At 70.8% G+C, this 15,250-nt stretch carries 16 protein-coding genes, 1 tRNA gene and 1 riboswitch; of the genes, 10 read left to right on the top strand and 7 right to left on the bottom strand.

All coding sequences use genetic code 11. The features are described 5' to 3' along the window. Positions 1–3: 3 nt before the first annotated feature. The gene (locus ACH5A8_RS05025) at positions 4–1,257 is read right to left on the bottom strand and encodes a PTS transporter subunit EIIC (protein WP_398997997.1); all 1,254 of its coding nucleotides are present in this window, start codon (positions 1,255–1,257) and stop codon (positions 4–6) included. A 205-nt stretch (positions 1,258–1,462) separates the two neighbouring features. Then, the gene (locus ACH5A8_RS05020) at positions 1,463–2,758 is read right to left on the bottom strand and encodes a PTS transporter subunit EIIC (protein WP_398997995.1); all 1,296 of its coding nucleotides are present in this window, start codon (positions 2,756–2,758) and stop codon (positions 1,463–1,465) included. A gap of 174 nt (positions 2,759–2,932) precedes the next feature. On the opposite strand from ACH5A8_RS05020, the gene ACH5A8_RS05015 reads away from it, so the two are divergent. From ACH5A8_RS05015 to rdgB, 4 genes are all read left to right on the top strand, one after another. Then, positions 2,933–3,166, top strand: a complete 234-nt coding sequence (locus tag ACH5A8_RS05015) for a glucose PTS transporter subunit EIIB (protein ID WP_019980609.1) — start codon at positions 2,933–2,935, stop codon at positions 3,164–3,166. A gap of 91 nt (positions 3,167–3,257) precedes the next feature. Beyond that, a complete protein-coding gene (gene rph, locus ACH5A8_RS05010; RefSeq protein WP_398997992.1) occupies positions 3,258–3,983 on the top strand; it encodes a ribonuclease PH in 726 nt (241 codons plus the stop codon). 124 nt (positions 3,984–4,107) lie between these two features. After that, the gene (locus tag ACH5A8_RS05005; protein WP_398997990.1) at positions 4,108–4,515 is read left to right on the top strand and encodes a hypothetical protein; all 408 of its coding nucleotides are present in this window, start codon (positions 4,108–4,110) and stop codon (positions 4,513–4,515) included. Positions 4,516–4,562: 47 nt separating this feature from the next. Next, entirely contained in the window at positions 4,563–5,165 is a 603-nt protein-coding gene (gene rdgB / locus ACH5A8_RS05000; RefSeq protein WP_398997988.1) for an RdgB/HAM1 family non-canonical purine NTP pyrophosphatase, read from the top strand. 55 nt (positions 5,166–5,220) lie between these two features. Here rdgB and ACH5A8_RS04995 read toward each other — a convergent pair. From ACH5A8_RS04995 to bcp, 4 genes are all read right to left on the bottom strand, one after another. Then, positions 5,221–5,295 (bottom strand) — tRNA-Leu (locus tag ACH5A8_RS04995). Between the two features lie 15 nt (positions 5,296–5,310). Further along, on the bottom strand, positions 5,311–5,973 hold the full coding sequence (locus tag ACH5A8_RS04990) for an HNH endonuclease (RefSeq protein ID WP_398997986.1): 663 nt from the start codon (positions 5,971–5,973) through the stop codon (positions 5,311–5,313). Then, positions 5,970–6,623, bottom strand: coding sequence for an HNH endonuclease (locus ACH5A8_RS04985; protein WP_398997984.1), 654 nt, complete (start codon positions 6,621–6,623; stop codon positions 5,970–5,972). The genes ACH5A8_RS04990 and ACH5A8_RS04985 overlap by 4 nt, the downstream gene beginning before the upstream one ends. Before the next feature lie 143 nt (positions 6,624–6,766). Then, positions 6,767–7,234 carry a thioredoxin-dependent thiol peroxidase gene (gene bcp / locus ACH5A8_RS04980; RefSeq protein ID WP_398997983.1) on the bottom strand — a complete coding sequence of 156 codons (468 nt, stop codon included), beginning with the start codon at positions 7,232–7,234 and terminating at the stop codon, positions 6,767–6,769. A gap of 129 nt (positions 7,235–7,363) precedes the next feature. Between bcp and ACH5A8_RS04975 the strand changes: the two genes are divergently transcribed. The 3 genes from ACH5A8_RS04975 (at position 7,364) to ACH5A8_RS04965 (ending at position 8,649) form a co-directional block, all read left to right on the top strand. Next, positions 7,364–7,693 (top strand): DUF3618 domain-containing protein, encoded by a 330-nt coding sequence (locus ACH5A8_RS04975; RefSeq protein WP_398997981.1) that lies wholly within the window; start codon positions 7,364–7,366, stop codon positions 7,691–7,693. Between the two features lie 42 nt (positions 7,694–7,735). Next, positions 7,736–8,092 (top strand): GroES family chaperonin, encoded by a 357-nt coding sequence (locus tag ACH5A8_RS04970; protein ID WP_398997979.1) that lies wholly within the window; start codon positions 7,736–7,738, stop codon positions 8,090–8,092. Between the two features lie 103 nt (positions 8,093–8,195). Beyond that, a riboswitch (guanidine-III (ykkC-III) riboswitch) is annotated at positions 8,196–8,267 on the top strand. Positions 8,268–8,328: 61 nt separating this feature from the next. Beyond that, positions 8,329–8,649: a multidrug efflux SMR transporter gene (locus tag ACH5A8_RS04965; RefSeq protein ID WP_360972607.1), complete on the top strand. Its 321-nt coding sequence runs from the start codon at positions 8,329–8,331 to the stop codon at positions 8,647–8,649. An 84-nt stretch (positions 8,650–8,733) separates the two neighbouring features. Here ACH5A8_RS04965 and ACH5A8_RS04960 read toward each other — a convergent pair whose 3' ends face one another. After that, complete coding sequence (locus ACH5A8_RS04960) at positions 8,734–11,064, bottom strand: transglycosylase domain-containing protein (protein ID WP_398998280.1); 2,331 nt, start codon at positions 11,062–11,064, stop codon at positions 8,734–8,736. Between the two features lie 1,300 nt (positions 11,065–12,364). On the opposite strand from ACH5A8_RS04960, the gene ACH5A8_RS04955 reads away from it, so the two are divergent. From ACH5A8_RS04955 to ACH5A8_RS04945, 3 genes are read left to right on the top strand one after another with little or no spacing between them, the layout of a single operon-like run. Continuing rightward, positions 12,365–13,165: an ABC transporter permease gene (locus tag ACH5A8_RS04955; RefSeq protein WP_398997976.1), complete on the top strand. Its 801-nt coding sequence runs from the start codon at positions 12,365–12,367 to the stop codon at positions 13,163–13,165. A 40-nt stretch (positions 13,166–13,205) separates the two neighbouring features. Next, positions 13,206–13,997 (top strand): ABC transporter permease, encoded by a 792-nt coding sequence (locus ACH5A8_RS04950; protein ID WP_398998278.1) that lies wholly within the window; start codon positions 13,206–13,208, stop codon positions 13,995–13,997. Positions 13,998–14,001: 4 nt separating this feature from the next. Further along, the gene (locus ACH5A8_RS04945) at positions 14,002–15,234 is read left to right on the top strand and encodes an ATP-binding cassette domain-containing protein (protein WP_398997974.1); all 1,233 of its coding nucleotides are present in this window, start codon (positions 14,002–14,004) and stop codon (positions 15,232–15,234) included. The last annotated feature ends 16 nt before the right edge of the window (positions 15,235–15,250 follow it).

Genomic DNA, 15,250 nt, shown 5'->3' with positions numbered 1-15,250 from the left:
GACTCACGCCTTGGTGAGGTCCTCGACCTCCTCCTCGGGCTCGCGGCCCGGGGTGGGGAGGTTGAACTTGGTGATGGCGAAGCGGAACACCACGTAGTAGAGCGCCGCGAACACCAGGCCGATCGGGATGATCAGCCACGGCTTGGTGGCCAGGTTCCAGTTCATGGCGTAGTCGATGAAGCCGGCCGAGAAGGTGAAGCCGGCGTGCACGCCGAGCGCCCAGGTGACCGCCATCGACACGGCGGTCAGCACCGCGTGGATCGCGTACAGCAGCGGCGCGATGAACATGAACGCGAACTCGATCGGCTCGGTCACACCGGTCACGAAGGAGGTCAGCGCGAGCGAGACCATCATGCCCATCACGGCCTTGCGGCGCTCGGGGCGGGCGGAGTGGGCGATCGCGATCGCGGCGGCCGGCAGGCCGAACATCATGATCGGGAAGAAGCCGGACATGAACTGACCGGCGGTCGGGTCACCGGCGAAGAAGCGGTTGAGGTCGCCGTGGACGACGTCGCCGGCCGCGTTCTTGAAGTCGCCGATCTGGAACCACGAGACGGTGTTGACGAACTGGTGCATGCCGACCGGGAGCAGCGCGCGGTTGATCAGACCGAACAGGCCGGCGCCGAACGCGCCGAGACCGGTGATCCACTCGCCGAAGTCGGAGATGCCCTCACCGATCGGCTTCCAGATCAGGCCGAAGAGGACGCCCATCGCGGTGCCGACGAAGGCCATGATGATCGGGACCAGGCGGCGGCCGTTGAAGAAGCCGAGCCAGTCCACCAGCTTCTTGCGGTGGTAGCGCTGCCACAGCACCGCCGAGAGCAGACCCATGATGATGCCGCCGAGGACACCGGGGTTGTTGTACGTCGCGGCTATGTCCGCGCCCGCCTGCACCTTCGCCTCGGTGACCGGGAACGCCTTCAGTACATTGCTGTAGACCAGGAAGCCGACGAGGCCGGCCAGCGCCGTGGAGCCGTCCGACTTCTTGGCGAAGCCGATCGCCACACCGATGCAGAACAGCAGCGGCAGGTTGTCGAAGATGGCACCACCGGCCGTCGCGAACACCGCCGTGACCTTGTCGGGCAGGTGCAGCTTGTCGTGCACGTCCGGCTGGCCCAGGCGCAGCAGGATGCCCGCCGCCGGCAGCACGGCGATCGGGAGCTGCAGGCTACGGCCGACCTTCTGCAGGCCCTGGAACAGGCCTGATCCCCGCTTCTTCGCGGGCGCCGCCTTCTGATCGGCGGTGGCGGTGGTCATACGTCCGTCCTCCATCGGGTGGTGGTCTACACCACTCAGTGGTGTAGACCTGTTGTAGCACGATGAAGGTGGCGTAAGGAACCCGCGAATCCGCTACCGATTCACTACGCGGCGTACGGGTCCGCGCGGGCGATCACCGCCCGGTTTCGGGCCGATGTCGGGCCGGTCTCGAAGACGGCCCGCGCCCCCGTGAAGTCCTCACGGCTCAGGGCTTCGTGGTGTCCTCGACCTCGTCCAGCGGCTCCCGCCCCGGAGTCCGCAGATCGAACCGCGCGATCGCGAACCGGAAGACCACGTAGTACACCACGGCGAAGCACAACCCGATCGGGACGATGCCCCACGGACGCGTCGCCAGGTTCCAGTTGATCACATAGTCGATCAGCCCCGCCGAGAAGCTGAACCCGTCGTGCACCCCCAGCGCCCACGTCACCGCCATCGACACCCCCGTCAGCACCGCGTGCACCGCGTACAGCACCGGGGCGACGAACAGGAACGAGTACTCCAGCGGCTCGGTGATCCCCGTGACGAACGACGTGAGCGCCACCGACAGCATCAGCCCGCCCACCTCCTTGCGCCGCTCCGGCCGCGCCGTGTGCGTGATCGCCAGCGCCGCGGCCGGCAGCGCGAACATCATGATCGGGAAGAAACCCGAGGTGAACTGCCCCGCGTCCGGATCGCCCGCCAGGAACATGTTGATGTCACCGTGCACCACCGTCCCGTCCGGCTTGGTGTAACTGCCGAACTGGAACCAGATGGGCACGTTCAGGAACTGGTGCAGCCCGATCACCAGCAGCGCCCGGTTCGCCAGCCCGAAGATCCCCGCACCCCACGCCCCCGCGTCGCTCAGCCAGTCGCTGAAACTCTCCAGCCCGTGCCCGATCGGCGGCCACACCCACAGACACAGCGCCGCGAACAGGATCGCCACGAACGCCATGATGATCGGCACCAGCCGCCGCCCGTTGAAGAAGCCGAGCCAGTCCACCAGCCTCGTGCGGTGGAACCGCCGCCAGAAGAAGGCCGCCAGCAGCCCCATCACGATTCCGCCGAACACCCCCGGATTCTGGTACGTGAACGGCGTCGCCGTCCCGTCGGCCGCCTGGCACCCCGTCGCCACCACCCTCGCCCCCGCCGGACAGGCGATCGGGAACTGGTGCAGCACGTTGTAATAGACGAGGAACCCCGCCACCGCCGCCAGCGCCGTCGAACCGTCCGCCTTCTTCGCCATCCCGATGGCCACACCCACGCAGAACAGCAGCGGCAGCCCCAGCTGTCCGTCGAGCAGCGCGCCGCCCGCCCCCGCCATCACCTTCGACACGTCGATCCAGCCCAGACCGTCCTTCCCGAACACGTCCGGCTGCCCCAGCCGGTTCAGGATCCCCGCCGCCGGAAGCACCGCGATCGGCAGCTGCAGACTGCGCCCCATCTTCTGCAGCCCCTGGAACAACGCGTTCCAGCGCGCACGCAGGGCAGAGGTCCCGATCTCGGCGCCGCCGGCACTCATGAACGTCCTCCCCGCACCGCGTTTGGCCACCGCCCGGACGGTGGTGTAGACCAGTCGGCGGGACGGTACCGCTGTCGTGAACGCCATCATTGGCCACCCACGGCACGACCGCTCGCGAAGATGGGCCAACTGTGGGTTACTGCGACCAAGCGGTTCGGATCAGGGAGAAGGAACATGGCCACCAAGGCTGAGAAGATCGTCGCCGGGCTCGGCGGCATCGAGAACATCGACGAGATCGAGGGCTGCATCACCCGCCTTCGCACCGAGGTCAACGACCCCTCGCTGGTCGACGAGGCCGCCCTCAAGGCCGCCGGCGCCCACGGCGTCGTCAAGATGGGCAGCGCCATCCAGGTCGTCATCGGCACCGACGCCGACCCCATCGCGGCCGAGATCGAAGACATGATGTGAAACCCGTGAACCGCGCCCCGCGGTTCACCCGGAAGGGGCTCTTCCCACCGCGGGAGGAGCCCCTTCCGCAGGGGGGACTAGGCTCGGCGCCATGTCTCGAATCGACGGCCGCACCCCCGAACAACTCCGCCCGGTCACCATCGAACGCGGCTGGAGCAAGCACGCCGAGGGCTCCGTCCTCGTCTCCTTCGGCGACACCAAGGTCCTCTGCACCGCCTCCGTCACCGAAGGCGTCCCGCGCTGGCGCAAGGGCAGCGGCGAGGGATGGGTCACCGCCGAGTACGCCATGCTGCCCCGCGCCACCAACACCCGCGGCGACCGCGAGTCCGTACGCGGCCGCATCGGCGGCCGCACCCACGAGATCAGCCGCCTCATCGGCCGCTCCCTGCGCTCCGTCGTCGACTACAAGGCCCTCGGCGAGAACACCGTCGTCCTCGACTGCGACGTCCTCCAGGCCGACGGCGGCACCCGCACCGCCGCCATCACCGGCGCCTACGTCGCCCTCGCCGACGCCATCACCTGGGCCCAGGGCAAGAAGATCGTCAAGGCCGGCCGCCAGCCCCTCACCGGCACCGTCAGCGCCGTCTCCGTCGGCATCGTCGCCGGCGCCCCCCTCCTCGACCTCTGCTACGAGGAGGACGTCCGCGCCGACACCGACATGAACGTCGTCTGCACCGGCGACGGCCGCTTCGTCGAGGTCCAGGGCACCGCCGAGGCCGAGCCCTTCGCCCGCGACGAACTGAACGCCCTGCTCGACCTCGCCGTCGCCGGCTGCACCGACCTCGCCGCCATCCAGCGCGCCGCGCTCGAAAAGTAAAGGACACATCAAGAACGGCACTCGCCGGGGGCAACTGCGCCCACCCTTACCGCGTCCTCACGGATACGGGCGCACGGCACACCGCCGTGCGCCCGGCCACGACAACGGGGAGGGAACCCACGCCATGGCCGCCAGCCGCCACCGACGCCCGGGCCGCACCACCGCCATAGCCGCCACCACGGCCGCCGTCGCACTCACACTCTCCGCGCTGACCGGCTGCGACGCGATGAACAAGGCCCTGGACTGCGTCCAGGCCGCCGACTCCATCGCCGACGGCGTCACCGACCTCCAACAGGCGGTGCAGAACGCCGCCGACGACCCCACACAGACCGACCAGGCACTCCGGTCGATCGAGAACAACCTGAAGAAGATCGGCGACAAGACCGACGACGCCGACGTCAACAAGGCCGTCGACGACCTCGGCAAAGCCGTCGACAACGTCCGCACCGCCATCAGGAACGGCGACGACACGCCCGACGTCAGCCCCGTCACCGACGCCGCCGGCGAACTGACCAAGGTCTGCACCCCCTGACACCGGCCGGCCCGGACAGGCGCCGTCACTGGCCGATACTGGTGACCATGACCCGCCTGATCCTCGCCACCCGCAACGCCGGAAAGATCACCGAACTCAGGGCGATCCTCACCGACGCCGGCCTGCCCCACGAACTCGTCGGCACCGACGCCTACCCCGAGATCCCCGACGTCAAGGAGACCGGCGTCACCTTCGCCGAGAACGCCCTGCTCAAGGCCCACGCCCTGGCCAAGGCCACCGGCCTCCCGGCCGTCGCCGACGACTCCGGCCTCTGCGTCGACGTCCTCGGCGGCGCCCCCGGCATCTTCTCCGCCCGCTGGGCGGGCCGCCACGGCGACGACAAGGCCAACCTCGACCTCCTCCTGGCCCAGCTCTCCGACATCGCCGCCGAACACCGCGCCGCCCACTTCGCCTGCGCCGCCGCGCTCGCCCTCCCGGACGGCACGGAACGCGTCGTCGAGGGCCGCATGCCGGGCACCCTGCGCTTCGAGCCCGCCGGCACCGGCGGCTTCGGCTACGACCCGATCCTCCAGCCCGACGGAGAGACGCGCACCTGCGCCGAACTGACCCCCGCCGAGAAGAACGCCATCAGCCACCGCGGCAAGGCCTTCCGCGCGCTGATCCCGGTGGTACGGGAGCTGCTGGGCTGAACCTAAGCAAGTGCCCCACACCTACGAAACGAAGGTGTGGGGCCTGCTTTCCCTATGGGCCCGGTGGGACTCGAACCCACGACACACCGGACCTAAACCGGCGCCCTCTTGCCAGCTGGGGTACGGGCCCGCAGCGTCGCCTACTCTACTGGGCGCTGCCCGCCCTTCGCCGCCTACCTCCGCGACACCAGGTGACAGTGATCGCATGACAGTTGGGGCAGAGCAACCGCAGGTTCTCGCGCCGGTTGTCGCACCAGTCTCCGTTGATGTGATCCACCTCCAGCGTCATAGGCCGACCATGCCACTCAGGGCCAACGCCGCACGTGGCGCACCGCTCGGGGACTCTGACCTCACACAGCGCACGGCGCAGTCGTGAGGTCTTGGTTCGCCGTTTGCCGTCTCCGTGGACCAGAACATCCTCGGGAGGCTTACTGCTAGGGGACGCTTTTCCTCGCCGGTGGGCCTGCCCCAGGAAATGGGCGGTCGAAAGCCCCTCCTCCGCGAGCCACCTTCGAAGTGCGGCACGCTGCCTGCCGTTGTCCGGACGACCCAGGCGGCGAAGTACCTCCGCGAGGGAAGCAGACTTGGCTACTGCCGCGCTCAATTCCTCGGACCCGGGCCGCGGGAGCCTGCCGCAGGGGCGGAAATGAGAGACGTCGATACCGAAGTGAGCGAATCGCTTCATCAGGTATCCACGGAGATGGCCGTATGGCCGAGTGCCGAAGAAGGCGATGACTTGGTCGATGTCAGAGCACCGTGCGGCTGCTTCTGCCAGCCGCTCGCGTGGATACTGCACGCCGCTGCTCATCGGGCTCCACCTCGGGCATGCTTCTTGCCGCGTCCCCGATAGCTGTCGGTTGTGGAGTGGCAGTTGGGGCAGAGCAGGCGAAGGTTCTCGATCCGGTTGTCTCGCCAATCACCGTTGACGTGATCGACCTCAAGAGGCAGCGGTTCCCCAAGCCAAACCGACTCGATTCCGCACAGGGCGCACTGCTCCTCTACCCCGCACTGCACCATTGCCCGCTTGAGGCGACTGCTCTGGATGCGCCGGGCTTGGGGAGCGGACTGAATGACGAGCAAGCCCTCCGACGTCCGGCGGCTTCGGGAACTGCGGTGCTGCGCTGGCACATGGAAGTGGGAAACGTCGATTCCGTATGCCTTGATCTTGCGGCTGATGTGGGTGTGATGCCCGCCGACCACCTCGAGTCCGAGATGCCGCAGCACCTCGCACATGTTCGTGGAGGCCGCCACTGCCTGTTCCAGAACTTCCGCGGTCCACTTCACCCCCTCCCGCTCGAAGTGCGAGGCGTCGATGCCGAGCTTCTTCATTCGCTCCCACACATAGCGCCGCGTAGAACTCTTCGGATCCACCCCCAACCGCACCAATGCCTCCGACAACGTCCGCGCCCCCCGAGCCGCCTCCTCCAGCCGCTCCTTGGTGTACGCACTGGCCCCCATGAGGCCCCCTCCGTTCGGTTCCCGGCCACGTGTTCATGGCCCGTACGGAGTAACGACCCGGTTATCGGACAGTCACGCACGGAAAGCGGAGCGGCCCGCACCGGAGTCGTCCGGTGCGGGCCGCTTTCGCCGAGGGGCGGGAGCTAGATGCCCAGATCCTTGATGATCTTGGCCACGTGGCCGGTGGCCTTGACGTTGTAGAGGGCTCGCTCGACCTTGCCGTCCTCGTCGACGACGACCGTGGAGCGGATGACGCCGGTGACCGTCTTGCCGTAGAGCTTCTTCTCGCCGAAGGCGCCGTAGGCCTCCAGGACCTTCTTGTCGGGGTCGGCGAGGAGGGTGACCTTCAGGGACTCCGTCTCGCGGAACTTCGCGAGCTTCTCCGGCTTGTCGGGGGAGATGCCGATGACGTCGTAGCCGGCGCCGGCCAGCAGGTCCAGGTTGTCGGTGAAGTCGCAGGCCTGCTTGGTGCAGCCGGGGGTGAGGGCGGCCGGATAGAAGTAGACGATGACCTTGCGGCCCTTGTGGTCGGCCAGCGACACCTCGTTGCCGTCGGCGTCGGGGAGGGTGAAGGCGGGGGCCGCGTCCCCGGGCTGCAGTCGCTCGGTCATCGAAGCTCGTCTCCTCGTCGTGCCAATACCGTGTCGGTCCGAGGGTAACCGGGGGTGCCGACAGTGCGGTCGCGGCGAGAGCTGACAGACTGTCCTGAACAGGCAGCAGTTGACATCGGAGGCGGTACGGTGGCGGACACGGCGGACACCAGAACCCCGGCTGAGATCGAGGCGGACATCAGGCGCCGCCGCGAGGTACTGGCCGAGACGCTCGACGAGATCGGCGTGCGGGTGCACCCCAAGACCCTCGTCGGCGACGCCAAGGCCAAGGTCGCCTCCAACATCGACCACACCCTCGGACGGGCCTATGTGCAGGTCAACCGGGTGGTCAGCGATGTGCGGGCGCAGTTCGTGGACACGGAGGGCGCGCCCCGGCTGGAGCGGATCGTGCCGGTGGCGCTGGTCGCCGTCGGGGTGGTCGGGCTGCTCACCCTGAGCAGTCGCAGGCGACGGGGCTGACCCAGCGGGTACGGACGCGCTGAAGGCAGGTAGGTTCGAGGCGTGAGCGCCAAGAGCAATGAGCACAGCACCGACCACGACAAGCTGCCCATCCGGATGCTGCACGACCGGGTGCTGGTCCGGCAGGACACGAGCGAGGGCGAGCGGCGTTCGGGCGGCGGCATCCTGATCCCGGCCACGGCCGCGGTGGGACGCCGGCTGGCCTGGGCGGAGGTCGTGGCGGTCGGGCAGAACGTGCGGACCGTGGAGGCGGGCGACCGCGTGCTGTACGACCCGGAGGACCGGGCCGAGGTGGAGGTGCGGGGCACGGCGTACGTGCTCATGCGCGAGCGTGACCTGCACGCCGTGGCCGCGGACCGGTTCGAGGGGTCGGAGGACTCCACGGGGCTGTATCTGTAGCGGCAGTGGCTTGAGCGGTGGCACGGGGTCGTGCCGCCGGCGGTTCTGCGCGGCGAGTGAGCTGCCGAAGGGGCCGGTGACGAGGGTCACCGGCCCCTTCGCCGTGGTTTTGCTAGCCTCGGCAGGGAGCCCGACGAGACGCGCCGTACCGGGATGAAGGAAAAGACGACGCACCCGTTGTCCGGCGGCGACCGACGTTCGCCGCCGGTCGCCGTTCTGTCTCGGAGGTGCCCGTCGTGGCTTGGGTTCTGCTTGTCGTCGCCGGTCTGCTGGAGGTCGGCTGGTCGATCGGGATGAAGTACAGCGAGGGCTTCACCCGGCCGGTGCCGAGTGTGCTCACCGGCGCCGGGATCGTCGCGAGCATGCTGCTGCTGTCGTATGCCGCCCGTTCTCTGCCCATCGGCACCGCCTACGGCGTGTGGGTGGGCATCGGGGCGGCCGGTGCGGCGGTGCTGGGCATGGTGGTGCTGGGCGAGCCGGTGACCGCCGCCCGGATCTTCTTCGTGTGTCTGCTGCTGGTGGCCGTGGTGGGTCTGAAGGCGACCTCGGGTCACTGACGCCGGGGGACGACGGGGGCCGCCCGGTCCGCGCGCCGCTGGGGCGAGCGGACCGGGCGGCCCGTTGTGTTTCCGGTCGCGGCCCTAGAGGACTCCTGGGCCGGTGCCCGCCGTCGACGCGCCGTCTCCCGTCTCGCCGCCGCCTCCGTCGGCGCCGCCCGTGGTGGGGGTGCCGCCGGCTCCGCCGGCCCCGCCGGGGCCCGAGCCGCCGGCCCCTCCGGCGTCGCCCGTGCCGCCGCCCGCTGCCGCACCGCCGCCCGTGGTCGGGGTGCCGCCGCCCGCGCCGGTGCTCGCGCCGCCGGTGGTCGGGGTGCCGCCCGCGCCGCCCGTGGTGGGGGTGCCGGTGCCCGTTCCCGGGGTGCCGCCGTCCTGGCCCGCGGTCTGCCCCTGGCCCTGGCCTCCGTCCTGGCCCTGCCCCTGCGTGTCCTGGCCGTCCGCGCCCGTGCTCGGGGAGGCGCTGCCGCTCTGGTCGCCCGCCCCCGGTGTCCGCGTGGTGCCGCTGGGCGGCGCCTGGCTCTCGTCGGCGCCGGGCTGGAGCTGGAGGTCGAAGTCACTGGACTCGGTGCCCTTGAGGGCGTCGCCCATGAACTGCGCCCAGATGCTGCCGGGCGCCCCGCTGCCGTTGACGCGGTCGAGTCCCATCGCGCCGTAGAGCGGCTCGTGCGCGGCGGTGTCCGGGTTCTGGCCCATCACGGAGACCACGGTGGCGAGGTCCGGGGTGTAGCCCGCGAACCATGCCGCGGTGTCCTCCTCGGCGGTGCCGGTCTTGGCCGCGGCGGGCCGGCCGATCGCCTGCGCCGGGGCGCCGGTGCCGTTCTCGACGACGCTGTGCAGGACCGCGGTGGTGGTGTCGGCGGCCTGGCGGCTGACGGCCTGCCGCTCGGTGTCCTGCGGCAGCCGGACGGCGTTGGCGCCGTTCTTGGTGATCTTCTTGATCATCGTGAAGACGCCGTGCTTGCCGTGGTTGGCGAGGGTCGCGTACGCGTCGGCCATCTCGACGACGTTGGCCCGGGCCACGCCGAGCGCGATGGACGGGCTGCCGACCAGCTCCGGCGTGGAGGCCGGGAGGCCGAGGTCGACCGAGGTCTCCTTGACCTTGTCGGAGCCGACGTCCACGGCCATCTGCGCGTACACCGCGTTGACCGACTTGTCGGTGGCCTCGCGGACGGTGATGTCGCCGTAGGAGTGCTGGTCCTCGTTCTCGGGGGCGTAGTAGCCGCCGTCCCAGCCCTGCACGGGACGCTTGTTGGTGCCGTCGTAGAGCGTGTTGGGCGTGATGGTGCGGCCGTCCCTCGTCCGGGCCTCGTTCTGGACGGCGGAGGTCAGGACGAACGGCTTGAACGTGGAGCCGACCTGGAAGTCCCGGCGGGTCGCGTTGTTCGTGTACTGCTTGACGTAGTCGATGCCGCCGTACATGGCGACGAGTTCGCCGGTCTTCGGGTCGACGGCGGCGCCGCCCGCGCGGACGTAGTTGTCGACCTTGCGGTTCTTCTTGTCGAGCTTGCTCATGAGCTGGTCGTCGACGGCCTTCACGAAGGCGTCCTGCCGGCCCTTCTGCAGGGTGGTCGTGATGCGGTAGCCGCCCGTGGCGAGCTCGTCCTCGGCGAGGATCTTGTTCTGGGAGAGGTAGTCCTTCACCGCGCGCACGATGTAGCCGCGCTGCCCGGACATGTTGGTGGGCACGGTGGCGTCCTTGGGCATCGGGAACTTCATCCCGGCCCGCTCGGAGGCGCCGAGCCAGCCCTGCTTGACCATGCCGTCCAGGACGTAGTTCCAGCGGGCGAGGGCCGCCGACTTGTTCTCCGGGTGCGCGACGACGTCGTACTCGCTGGGCGCGTTGACCAGCGCGGCGAGGTAGGCGGCGCGGGCCGGGTCGAGGTCCTTGGCCTTGACGCCGTAGTACGCCTGCGCGGCGGCCTGGATGCCGTAGGCGTTGCGGCCGAAGTAGCTGGTGTTGAGGTAGCCCTCGAGGATCTCGTCCTTGGACTCGGTGCGGTCCAGCTTGACCGAGATGAAGAACTCCTTCACCTTGCGGGTGACCGTCTGCTCCTGGCCCAGGTAGTAGTTCTTCACGTACTGCTGGGTGATCGTGGAGCCGGACTGCTTGCCCTTGCCGGTGGCGGTGTTCCAGCCGGCCCGCAGCATCGCCTTGGGGTCGACGGCGGACTCGGTGTAGAAGTCGCGGTCCTCGGCGGCCAGTACGGCGTGCTGGGCGTCCTTGGACACCAGGGACAGGTCGACGTTCTCCCGGTTGATGTCGCCGTCGCGGGCGATCTCGGTGCCGTCCGCGTAGAGGTAGACGTTGGCCTGCTTCATGGCCAGCGCGTTGGCGGGCGGGATCTTGACCAGGGAGTAGCCGACGAAGAACGCGCCGATGACCAGCAGCGCGACGGTGAGGACACCGCCGAGCAGCATCCGCCAGGTCGGCAGCAGCCGCCGCCAGCCGGTCCGCTTGCGCCGGGCCTTCTTGGCGGCCTTCCTGGCCTTCTTGCCGCCGTCGCCGCCGGAGCCCTCGGAGGGGTGGGCGGCCGTCGCGGGACCGCCGGGACCGCCGGCACCGCCGGGCGCGGCGGATCGCGGGGTGGCCGCGCGGAACTGGGTGGTGGGCTTGTCGGTGGCGGCGCCGGCGGCCGTGCCGGCCGCGGTCGTGGCTCCGGCGGCGTCGGTCGGGGTGGTGCGGGGGGCGCGCCCGGCCGACCGGGCGCCCGTGCCGAGTTCGCCGCCCGCTTCCGGGCTGCCGGAGGTGCGGGCGGCGGAACCGGCGCCCAGGGCTGCCGCGCCCGCCGCCGTGGAACCGCTGGAGGGGCGTGCCGAGGGGCCGGCGCCCGTCGCGCCCGCTGCGGCGCCTGCCGCCGGGTCACCGGGCGTGCGCCCGGCCGGGCCCCGGCCGCCGGGGCCGGTCCGGCCCCAGGTGATGCTTCCGGTCCCGGCACTGGTACCGGGTCCGTGCGAGGCGTCCGAGCCGGTCGCCGAGCCGGTCGCCGCGCCGGTCGCCGAGCCGGTCGCCGCGCCGGTCGCCGAGTCGGCGTCCGGCGCGGACCGCGGCTTCCGCTGCGGCAACTGCGCCTTGCCCTGGCCCTGACCCTGGCTCTGGCCCCGACGCTGGCCGCGATTCTGGCCCTGGCCCTGCCCCTGGCCCCGGCCCTGCGTCTTCGGCCGGTCCTGGCTCTGGCTCTGGTCGCTGCCCTGGCTCCGGGCCTGGGGCTCGGCCTCCGGCCGTGCCGGGCCCTCGCCCTCGGCGGCCGGCCCCGGCCGGTCCCCGGCGCGCCCCCCGGACGCCGACGCCGACGCCGACGACGGCGCTGCGGCCGGTGGCGTGGCCTTCGCCCCGCCCTCGGCCGGACCCTCCGTCCGACCCCGCTCACGGCCCTGGCCCTGGTCCCCGCCCTGGCGGTCACGTCCCCGGCCCTTGCCGTCACCCTGGTCCCGAGCCTCCGGCTCGGACTGCGGCCTCGGCTGCGGCTGCGCCTCGACCCGGGGCTCCGCCCCGGCCTGCGGCTGCGGCTCGTCGCTCATGTCGTGCACGGACTCCTGTTTTCGCGTCGTACGTCGCCGTACGCCCTCATGCGCCTTCTGCGCCCCCGGATGAAGACTCCCGTACCAGGCGTTCCGTTCCCGTTCCCGGGGATTTGGTCCGGAAAATGCGTGGCACGTCACGTCCCGTGCGCACTAGGCTCCTGCGCTTCGGTGTCGGCGGACCTTCTGGAGGCGTGACGTGGGCGCTGGGCGGTTGTACGCGGCCGTCGCGGCGGGGGGATTCAGACGGTACGCGACCTATCGTGCGGCCACGCTCGCCGGGGTGTTCACCAACACGGTGTTCGGCCTGATCCTCGTGTACACGTACCTCGCGCTGTGGGACGCACGGCCGCATCTGGGCGGCTACGACCGGTCCCAGGCCGTGACGTTCGTGTGGCTGGGGCAGGCGTTCCTGTCGACGCTCGCGATCGGCGGGGGCGGCGTCGAGGACGAACTGATGGAACGCATCCGTACGGGTGACATCGCCATCGACCTCTACCGGCCGGCCGACCTCCAGCTGTGGTGGCTGTCGGCCGATCTGGGCCGGGCCCTGTTCCAGCTGGCGGGCCGCGGGGTGGTGCCGTTCCTGTTCGGGGCGCTGGTCTTCCCCGCCACGCTGCCCGCGGACCCGGTGACCTGGCTGGCGTTCCTCGGCACCCTGCCGCTCGCCATGCTGGTGAGCTTCGCGATCCGGTACCTGGTGGCGCTGAGCGCGTTCTGGCTGCTGGACGGGACGGGGGTGACACACATGGCGTGGCTGGCCGGGTTCTTCTGCTCGGGGATGCTGCTGCCGCTGAACGTCTTCCCGGGCGCGCTGGGCGAGGTGGTCCGGGTGCTGCCGTGGTCGTCGATGCTCCAGGCCCCCGCCGATGTGCTGCTGGGGCACGCGGACCCGCTCGGCACGTACGTCTTCCAGGGGGCGTGGGCGGTGGCGCTGCTGGCGGCAGGGCGGCTGGTGCAGTCGCTGGCGACGCGACGGGTGGTGGTGCAGGGTGGCTGAGCTGACCGGGGTGGAGCGGCGCGGCCGGCTGCGGGAGGGGCTGCGGGCGTACCGGCTGATCGCCGGGATGTGGATCCGCTCCACGATGGCCTACCGGGCCTCCTTCCTGATGACCACGTTCGGCAACTTCGCGGCGAGCGCGCTGGACTTCGTGGCGATCCTGCTGATGTTCTCCCGGGTGGACGCGCTCGGCGGCTACTCGCTGCGGGAGGTGGCGTTCCTGTACGGGCTGACCGCGATCTCCTTCGGGTTGGCCGACCTCGCGATCGGCTCGATGGACCGGCTGGGGCGGCGGGTGCGCGACGGCACGCTGGACACGCTGCTGGTCCGCCCGGCGCCGGTGCTCGCGCAGGTCGCCGCGGACCGTTTCGCGCTGCGGCGGCTGGGCCGGCTGGTGCAGGGCGTGCTGGTGACGGGCTACGCGCTGTCCGGCCTCGACCTGCACTGGACGCTGCCCAAGCTGCTGCTGATGCCGGTGATGATGGTGAGCGGCGGCGGGATCTTCGGCGCGGTGTTCGTGGCGGGGGCGGCGTTCCAGTTCGCCGCGCAGGACGCCGCCGAGGTGCAGAACGCGTTCACGTACGGCGGGACGACGCTGTTGCAGTATCCGCCGACCGTGTTCGCCAAGGAGCTGGTGCGCGGGGTGACGTACGTGCTGCCGCTGGCCTTCGTCAACTGGCTGCCCGCCGCGTATGTGCTCGGGCGGCCGTATCCGCTGGGGCTGCCGGGCTGGACGGCGTTCTGCTCGCCCCTGGTCGCGTTGGTGTGCTGCGCGCTGGCGGGACTCGCCTGGCGGGCGGGGCTGCGGTCGTACCGGAGTACGGGGAGCTGAAGGGATGAGGGACGTGACGCTGGACGAGGACGGCCTCACCGGGGGCCCGGACGACGGACCCGCCGGAGACCGGGACGACGGCCAAGGCTCGGGGGAGGGCCTGGGCTCGGGCTCGGGCTCGGGGGAAGGCTCGGGCTCGGGGGAAGGCTCGGGCTCGGGGGAGGGGCCGGTGGAGGGCTCGGGCGGCGGTTCGGGACTGGGACCCGCAAAGGGCCCGGAGGGTGGCCCCGGCAGGGGCTCGGGCGGTGGCCCCGGCGGGGGCTTCATCGAACTCGACCGGGTCGAGAAGGTCTTCGACGTGCGCAAGAGGACCGGGTTCCTCAGGAGCGAGCGGCGGCGGGTGCGGGCGGTCGACGCGATCTCGTTCTCCGTGGCGCGCGGCGAGATGGTCGGCTACATCGGTCCCAACGGCGCGGGCAAGTCGACGACGATCAAGATGCTCACCGGCATCCTCACCCCGAGCGGCGGCCGGCTGCGCGTCGCCGGCATCGACCCCTCCCGCGAGCGGACCCGGCTCGCCCAGCGCATCGGGGTGGTGTTCGGGCAGCGTACGACGCTGTGGTGGGACCTTCCCCTGATCGACTCCTACCGGCTGACGCACCGCATGTACCGCATCCCCGACGGCCGTTACCGCGAGAACCTCGACCGCTGCGTCGATCTCCTCGATCTGGCCGACCTCCTGGACGTACCCGTACGGCAGCTCTCGCTGGGCCAGCGGATGCGCGGCGACATCGCGGCGGCCCTGCTGCACGACCCGGAGGTGCTCTACCTCGACGAGCCGACCATCGGCCTGGACGTCATCAGCAAGGCGAAGGTACGGGAGTTCCTGCGAGACCTGAACGCCGAGCGCGGCACGACGGTGCTGCTCACCACGCACGATCTGCAGGACATCGAGCAGTTGTGCTCGCGGGTGATGGTCATCGACCACGGGCGCCTGATGTACGACGGCCCGCTGGCCGGGCTGCACGAGGCGGGGGAGAGCGAACGGACCCTGGTGGTGGACCTGGAGCGGGAGCTGCCGCCGATCGAGGTGCCGTCGGCGCGCGTGGTGCGGGTGGAGGGGCCGCGGCAGTGGCTGGCCTTCCCGGCGGGCGAGTCGGCGGCGCCGCTGGTGGCGCGGATCGCGGACCGGTATCCGCTGGTGGACCTGTCGGTGCGGGAGCCGGACATCGAGGCCGTGATCGCCCGGATGTACGGCCGTTCGGAGCGGGGCGCGGCCGAGGGCGCGCACGCGTAGCCTCCCGTGCGGTGAA

Source organism: Streptomyces sp. NPDC018610, from assembly GCF_044391765.1.
In the GTDB taxonomy this organism is placed as follows: Bacteria; Actinomycetota; Actinomycetes; order Streptomycetales; family Streptomycetaceae; genus Streptomyces.
The sequence above is the reverse complement of the archived record's forward strand: the minus strand, read 5'-3'. Positions and strand labels throughout refer to the sequence as shown.